At 66.2% G+C, this 7,025-nt stretch carries 8 protein-coding genes; 1 reads left to right on the top strand and 7 read right to left on the bottom strand.

The features are described from left to right. The 6 genes from DID96_RS16905 to DID96_RS16880 form a co-directional block, all read right to left on the bottom strand. Positions 1–253 (bottom strand): acyl-CoA dehydrogenase N-terminal domain-containing protein (locus DID96_RS16905; protein WP_185732279.1); only part of this gene is annotated, 253 nt, incomplete at its 3' end. A 106-nt stretch (positions 254–359) separates the two neighbouring features. Next, on the bottom strand, positions 360–1,295 hold the full coding sequence (locus tag DID96_RS16900) for an electron transfer flavoprotein subunit alpha/FixB family protein (RefSeq protein WP_124600428.1): 936 nt from the start codon (positions 1,293–1,295) through the stop codon (positions 360–362). 16 nt (positions 1,296–1,311) lie between these two features. Beyond that, positions 1,312–2,061: an electron transfer flavoprotein subunit beta/FixA family protein gene (locus tag DID96_RS16895; protein ID WP_124600427.1), complete on the bottom strand. Its 750-nt coding sequence runs from the start codon at positions 2,059–2,061 to the stop codon at positions 1,312–1,314. Positions 2,062–2,310: 249 nt separating this feature from the next. After that, positions 2,311–3,105 carry a MetQ/NlpA family ABC transporter substrate-binding protein gene (locus DID96_RS16890; RefSeq protein WP_124600426.1) on the bottom strand — a complete coding sequence of 265 codons (795 nt, stop codon included), beginning with the start codon at positions 3,103–3,105 and terminating at the stop codon, positions 2,311–2,313. A gap of 31 nt (positions 3,106–3,136) precedes the next feature. Then, complete coding sequence (locus DID96_RS16885; protein WP_124600425.1) at positions 3,137–3,790, bottom strand: methionine ABC transporter permease; 654 nt, start codon at positions 3,788–3,790, stop codon at positions 3,137–3,139. Next, entirely contained in the window at positions 3,780–4,814 is a 1,035-nt protein-coding gene (locus DID96_RS16880; protein ID WP_124600424.1) for a methionine ABC transporter ATP-binding protein, read from the bottom strand. Before DID96_RS16880 ends, DID96_RS16885 begins: the two co-directional genes overlap by 11 nt. Before the next feature lie 228 nt (positions 4,815–5,042). On the opposite strand from DID96_RS16880, the gene DID96_RS16875 reads away from it, so the two are divergent. Then, positions 5,043–5,954: an alpha/beta hydrolase gene (locus tag DID96_RS16875; RefSeq protein ID WP_124600423.1), complete on the top strand. Its 912-nt coding sequence runs from the start codon at positions 5,043–5,045 to the stop codon at positions 5,952–5,954. Positions 5,955–5,970: 16 nt separating this feature from the next. Here DID96_RS16875 and DID96_RS16870 read toward each other — a convergent pair whose 3' ends face one another. Further along, positions 5,971–6,894 (bottom strand): histone deacetylase family protein, encoded by a 924-nt coding sequence (locus DID96_RS16870; RefSeq protein ID WP_124600422.1) that lies wholly within the window; start codon positions 6,892–6,894, stop codon positions 5,971–5,973. Positions 6,895–7,025 lie beyond the last annotated feature (131 nt).

The following is a 7,025-nucleotide window of genomic DNA, read 5'->3' as shown; positions in this document are numbered from 1 at the left end:
CGAACTGGCGGAACGCTTCCTTGAAGCCCGGCGTCGCGGTCACCTCGCCGTCCTTCCAGCTGCTCGGGTTGCGATCGCCGTCGACGTTCAGCGGCGCCAGCACTTCGCCGCAGAATTTCGCGGATTCATCGAGCACGGCCTGTGCGGTGTCGAAGCCTGCGTCCTCGAAACCCGGCAGCTGCGCGACGGCGTCGATGCCGGCCAGTTCCTTCAGCACGAACAGCATGTCCTTGACCGGTGCGGCGTAACTCATGTTGCTCCTCCGTCTTCTGCTTATGGCGCAAAAAAAGGGGCGCTCGTCGCGCCCCTCGTGTCGTGTGCTTATCGCTGAAGCATCATGCGCAGCGCATCGCGCCGCGTCAGCCCAGTTCGTTCACGAGCTCCGGCACGAGCGTGAACAGATCGCCGACGAGGCCGTAGTCAGCCACGCTGAAGATCGGTGCTTCGGGATCCTTGTTGATCGCGACGATCACCTTCGAATCCTTCATGCCGGCCAGATGCTGGATTGCACCCGAGATGCCGACCGCGATGTACAGCTGCGGTGCGACGATCTTGCCGGTCTGGCCGACCTGATAGTCGTTCGGCACGTAGCCGGCATCGACTGCCGCGCGCGATGCGCCGAGCGCAGCCGACAGCTTGTCGGCCAGCGGCTCCAGCACCTTCGTGTAGTTCTCGCCGCTGCCCAGACCGCGGCCGCCCGACACGATGATGCTTGCCGACGTCAGCTCCGGACGGTCCAGCTTCGTCACTTCACGGCTGACGAATTGCGACTTGCCTGCATCGGCTGCTGCTTCGATCTTGTCGACCGCCGCGCTGCCGCCTTCGGCCGCCACCGGATCGAAACCGGTTGCACGCACCGTGATCACCTTGATCGGGTCGCTCGATTGAACCGTCGCGATCGCGTTGCCTGCGTAGATCGGGCGCTCGAACGTGTCGGCCGAATCGACCGCCGTGATGTCCGAAATCTGCGCGACGTCCAGCTTCGCGGCGATGCGCGGCGCGATGTTCTTGCCGTAGGCGGTAGCCGGCGCGAGGATGTGCGAATAGTCCTTCGCGATGTTCAGTGCGGTCGCTTCGACGTTTTCCGCGAGGCCCGCTTCGAGTTGCGGCGCGTCAGCCAGCAGCACCTTCGAAACGCCTGCAATCTTTGCTGCCGCGTCGGCCGCGCCCTGCGCGTTGTGACCCGCGACCAGCACGTGAATGTCGCCGCCGATCTTCGCAGCTGCAGCCACCGTGTTCAGCGTCGCCGCCTTGATCGACGCGTTGTCGTGTTCCGCAATAACCAGAATCGTCATTTCTATCCGCTCCCTCTTACAGCACCTTGGCTTCGGTCTTCAGCTTCTCGACCAGCGTCTTCACGTCCGGCACCTTCACGCCGGCCGCGCGCTTCGGCGGCTCCGCCACTTTCAGCGTCTTCAGACGCGGCGCAACGTCCACGCCGAGGTCTTCCGGCTTCACGGTCTCGAGCGGCTTCTTCTTCGCCTTCATGATGTTCGGCAGCGTCACGTAACGCGGCTCGTTCAGGCGCAGGTCGGTCGTCACGACCGCCGGCAGCGTCAGCGACAGCGTTTCCGCGCCGCCATCGATTTCACGCGCGACCGTTGCACGGCCGTCGGCGATCGTCACCTTCGACGCGAACGTCGCTTGCGGCAGGCCGGCCAGTGCAGCCAGCATCTGGCCCGTCTGGTTCGAATCGTCGTCGATCGCCTGCTTGCCGAGGATCACCAGCTGCGGCTGCTCCTTGTCGACCAGCGCCTTCAGGATCTTCGCGACTGCGAGCGGCTCGACGCCGTCGTTCGACTCGACGAGGATCGCGCGATCCGCGCCGATCGCCAACGCCGTACGCAGCGTTTCCTGCGCTTGCGCGACGCCAACCGACACCGCGACCACTTCGGTCGCCACGCCCGCTTCCTTCAGGCGCACGGCTTCTTCAACGGCGATTTCGTCGAACGGGTTCATCGACATCTTCACGTTCGCGATGTCGACGCCCGTGTTGTCCGACTTCACGCGGACCTTCACGTTGTAATCGACCACTCTTTTCACTGGCACCAGGATTTTCATGCACACGCTCCAAAGTTACGAATACGACCAGAGGCCATTTTATAGCGAGGCCTCGTGACTGCGCGGCCAAGCGGACCCATCCATCGTGGATGTCGAGGATACCGCTTCTTGGCGAAATGCCAATGATAGCGAACGATCGTTCTATTTTAAAAGAGAAAAAACCCGGACGCAAAGCCCGGGTTTTCGATCATCGACTCTAATCGCCGCCGGACGCCCCGCGCACCGCGCCGCACCTCGCCGCATCTCACATTACCAGGCGGCGATCACCGCGCCGCCGAACTTGCCCTCGATGAACTGCTTCACCTCAGGCGAATGATAGGCCGCGACGAGCTTCGCGACCCAAGGCTTGCTCCGGTCCGCGTCGCGAATTGCGATGATGTTCGCATACGGGCCGTTCGGGCCCTCGATCGCGATCGCGTCCTGTTTGGGCTTCAACCCCGCTTCCATCGCGTAATTGGTGTTGATCGCCGCGGCGTCGACGTCGCCGAGCGAACGCGGGATCTGCGCCGCGTCGAGCTCGACGATCTTCAGCTTTCTCGGATTGTCGACGATGTCGAGCGGTGTTGCCTTCAGCCCCGCGTCCGCGCGCAGCTTCAGCACACCCTGCTTCTGCAGCAACAGCAGCGCACGGCCGCCATTCGTCGGATCGTTCGGAACCGCGACGCGCGCGCCCGGCTTCAGTTCCGCGAGCGACTTCACGCGCTTCGAGTAGATGCCCATCGGGAACGTCACGGTGTCGGCCACCTTGATCAGCTTGTAGCCGCGGTCCTTCACCTGCGCCTGCAGATACGGCTCGTGCTGATAGCTGTTCGCATCGAGATCGCCCGCGGCGAGCGCCGCGTTCGGCTGCACGTAGTCGGAGAATTCGACGATCCGGATATCAAGACCGCTCCTGGCCGCGACCTGCTTCACGACTTCCATCACCTGCGCGTGCGGGCCGCCCGTCACGCCGACCTTGATGGTTTCGGCCCGGGCCTGCGCGCCCGCGAACAGCGCGGCCGCGCCGAGCGCCGCCGCGAACTTCAGCATGAACCGTCGTTGCATCGTCTTTCCCCCAAACATGCCGGATATCGTCTTATTTGTGGCTGAGCCGCCGCACGAGCCAGTCGCCGAACGACTGCACGATCTGCACGAACACGATCAGGATCGCAACCACCGTCCACATCACTTCCGGCAGGTAGCGCTGGTAACCGTAGCGGATGCCGAGATCGCCGAGCCCGCCGCCGCCGATCGCGCCCGCCATCGCCGAATAGCCGACGAGCGACACGAACGTGATCGTCAGCCCCGCGACGATGCCCGGCAGCGATTCCGGCAGCAGCACCTTGAACACGATCTGCGGCGTCGTCGCGCCCATCGACTGCGCGGCTTCGATCAGCCCGCGGTCCACTTCGCGCAGCGCGGTCTCGACGAGGCGCGCGATGAACGGCGCGGCCGCGAGCGTCAGCGGCACAACGGCCGCCGCGGTGCCGATCGACGAGCCCGTGACGAGCCGCGTGAACGGAATCACCGCGACCAGCAGGATGATGAACGGCGTCGAGCGCACCGCATTCACGAAGCCGCCGAGCACGCGGTTCACCGCGAGGTTCTGCAGCACGCCCTGGCGATCGGTCAGGTACAGCAGCACGCCGAGCGGCAGCCCGACGAGCGCGCCGACGACGCCCGAGATGCCGACCATGATCAGCGTCTCCCAGAACGACTGCACGAACATGTCGAACATTTCACTCAACATACGAAAGCTCCTCTACCACCACGCCTTGCTCGCGCAGGAACGCGAGCGCCTGTCCGACCTTGCCCGGCTCGCCGCCCGCGAGCACCGCGAGCGAACCGAACGCCTGGCCCTGGATCTCGTCGATCTGGCCGTGCAGGATGTTGAAATCGAGTTCGTAGCGGCGGATCGTCTCCGACAGGATCGGCTGGTCGACGCCCGACCCCGTGAACGCGAGGCGCAACAGGTGACCGCTGCCGGTCTTGAGCCGCTCGGCCACGCGCTTCTTCAGCGCGGGCGGCAACTCCTGCGCGATCACGTCGCCGATCAGCGCGCGCGTCACTTCGTGGTGCGGCTGCAGGAACACGTCGATGACCTTGCCCTCCTCGACCACACGCCCCGCGTCGAGCACCGCGACGCGATCGCACACCTGCTTGATCACTTCCATCTGGTGCGTGATCAGCACGATCGTCAGGCCGAGCTCGCGGTTGATGCGCTTCAGCAGATCGAGGATCGAGCGCGTCGTTTCGGGATCGAGCGCCGACGTCGCCTCGTCGGACAGCAGCACTTTCGGCTGGCTCGCGAGCGCGCGCGCGATGCCGACGCGCTGCTTCTGGCCACCGCTGATCTGCGCCGGATAACGGTCCTTCTGCGCGGACAGCCCGACGAGGTCGAGCAGCGGCAGCACCGCCGCATCGATTTCGGCGCGGCTCGCGCCGGCCAGCTCGAGCGGCAGCGCGACGTTGTCGTACACGGTGCGCGATGACAGCAGGTTGAAGTGCTGAAAGATCATGCCGATCTCGCGACGCGCTTCGCGCAGCGCGCCCGCGGGCAGCAGCGTGAGATCGCGCCCGCCGACGACGACGTTGCCTTCGCTCGGCCGGGTCAGCAGGTTGATGGTGCGCACGAGCGTGCTCTTGCCGGCGCCGCTGCGGCCGATGATGCCGAACACCTCGCCCTTCGGAATCGTCAGGTTGACGTTGTGCAGCGCCTCGACCCATCCGCTGGGCCCCGCGAAACGCTGCGACAGATTACGTAATTCGATCATGTAAACAAAACGGCGGACGGCTGGCGAGCCGCCTGTGCAGGCCCCGCCAGTCGGCCGCCGATGCATCTGGAATAGCCGGCGATTTTACCGCAAACGCCTCATTCCCCTTAATAATCGATTTCGATCTTTTCATAACCGGACGAAATTAGAGGGGACCGCTGACGCGCACCGGCTGCGCGGCGTCTATGATCGGGAACGCAAAGATCAACGATCAAGGGGACACGTCAGATGACCGCCACCGCCACTGCGCCCGCGTCCGCCACACGCGCTTCGCATCCGCCGCGGATCAAACGGCTGCGCACTGCCGACGGCCTGGAACTGGCGTCGTACCGCTGGCCGGCCGGCGACGGCGGCGCCGCGCCGCGCGCGACGGTCGCGCTCGTGCACGGCCTGGCGGAGCATGCGGGACGCTACGATGCGCTCGCGGCGCGCCTGAACGCGGCGGGTATCGACGTGCTAGCCGTCGACCTGCGCGGACACGGCCAGTCGCCCGGCAAGCGCGCGTGGGTCGACCGGTTCGATGGCTACCTGCATGACGCCGATGCGCTCGTCGCCGAAGCCGGACGCGGCAATGGTGGCAACGTGCCGCTGTTCCTGATGGGGCACAGCATGGGCGGCGCGATCGCGGCGCTGTATGCGATCGAGCGCGCACCGGCCCGCGGCCGCGCGTTTGCCGGACTCGTGCTGTCGAGCCCCGCGCTCGCGCCGGGTCGCGACGTGCCGCGCTGGATGCTCGCGGTCAGCCGCTTCATCAGCCGCGTGTGGCCGACTTTTCCCGCGATCCGGATCGACGCGGCGCTGCTGTCGCGCGATCCGGCCATCGTCGCCGCCAACCGCGCCGACCCGCTCGTGCATCACGGCGCGGTGCCAGCCCGCACCGGCGCGGAAATTCTCGATGCGATGGCGCGCATCGAACGCGGCCGCGGCGCACTGCGCGTGCCGGTGCTCGTCTATCACGGCACCGAGGACAAGCTGACCGAACCGGATGGCAGCCGCGCGTTCGGCGCGCGCGTCGGCTCGCCTGACCGCACGCTCACGCTGTACGAAGGCGGCTTCCACGAAACGATGAACGACCTCGAACGCGATCGCGTGATCGACGCACTGATCGCGTGGATTCACGCACGCGCGCCGGCGCGCTGAACGGCGCCGCGCGGCTTCAGATGCCGGCCAGCACGCGCAGGTGCGCGACGACGCTGCGGCCAAGCGCCGACAGGCTGTAGCCGCCCTCGAGGCAACTGACGATACGCCCTTGCGCGTGACGGCGCGCGATCTCGACGATCTGCGCGGTGATCCATTCGAAATCCGACTCGACGAGACCGAGGCCGCCGATGTCGTCCTCGCGATGCGCGTCGAAACCCGCGGACACGAACAGCATCTGCGGCTTGAACGCGTCGAGGCGCGGCAGCCAGAACATGTCGACCGCCTCGCGAACCGCCATCCCGTTGCTGCGCGCGGGCATCGGCAGGTTGACCATGTTCGGCGCCTGGTGCTCGACACCGGAGAACGGATACAGCGGATGCTGGAAGATGCTGCACATCAGCACGCGCTCGTCATTCGCGAACGCGGCCTCGGTGCCGTTGCCGTGATGCACGTCGAAATCGACGATCGCGACGCGCTCGAGCCCGTGCACGTCGAGCGCATGCCGCGCGGCGATCGCGACGTTGTTGAAGAAGCAGAAGCCCATCGCTCGCGCGGGCTCCGCGTGATGGCCGGGCGGCCGCACGCTGCAGAACGCGTTGTCGTAGCGCCCCTCGATCACCGCATCGGTCGCCGCGAGCGCGGCGCCGGCCGCGCGCAGCGCCGCGCGCCACGTATCGCGGTTCATCAGCGTATCGGGATCGATCTCGACGTAGCCGTCGGTCGGCGTCATGCCCCGGATGTAGTCGATGTGCGCCTGCGTATGCACACGCGCGAGCGCGGCTTCGCTCGCGAACGGCGCGGTCTCGTGTGCGACCAGGTCGTCGATGCGGCTCGCGATCAGCTGGTCCTGGATCGCCGACAGGCGAGCCGGGCATTCCGGGTGCCATTGCCCCATCTCATGCAGCATGCAGTCGGGGTGCGTATAAAAGGCGGTTGCCATAAGCGTCGTCCGCAGCGCACGGGCGCCGCAGGTCTCCATCAATAAGGTCCATCGTCTGTCGCGAATTCGCCGCTAACTTACCACAACGGGCGCCCGGTTCGCCCCGTCGCGGCAGATGCGTCGGGTATACT

Source organism: Burkholderia sp. Bp8963 (assembly GCF_003854275.1).
Taxonomy (GTDB): Bacteria; Pseudomonadota; Gammaproteobacteria; order Burkholderiales; family Burkholderiaceae; genus Burkholderia.
This window is presented reverse-complemented; position numbering and strand designations above follow the sequence as displayed.

Bases quoted from the DNA above. Each gene is read 5' to 3' on its own strand.
- DID96_RS16900 (WP_124600428.1), bottom strand. From the start codon at position 1,295: ATGACGATTCTGGTTATTGCGGAACACGACAACGCGTCGATCAAGGCG.
- DID96_RS16895 (WP_124600427.1), bottom strand. From the start codon at position 2,061: ATGAAAATCCTGGTGCCAGTGAAAAGAGTGGTCGATTACAACGTGAAG.
- DID96_RS16890 (WP_124600426.1), bottom strand. From the start codon at position 3,105: ATGCAACGACGGTTCATGCTGAAGTTCGCGGCGGCGCTCGGCGCGGCC.
- DID96_RS16885 (WP_124600425.1), bottom strand. From the start codon at position 3,790: ATGTTGAGTGAAATGTTCGACATGTTCGTGCAGTCGTTCTGGGAGACG.
- DID96_RS16880 (WP_124600424.1), bottom strand. From the start codon at position 4,814: ATGATCGAATTACGTAATCTGTCGCAGCGTTTCGCGGGGCCCAGCGGA.
- DID96_RS16875 (WP_124600423.1), top strand. From the start codon at position 5,043: ATGACCGCCACCGCCACTGCGCCCGCGTCCGCCACACGCGCTTCGCAT.
- DID96_RS16870 (WP_124600422.1), bottom strand. From the start codon at position 6,894: ATGGCAACCGCCTTTTATACGCACCCCGACTGCATGCTGCATGAGATG.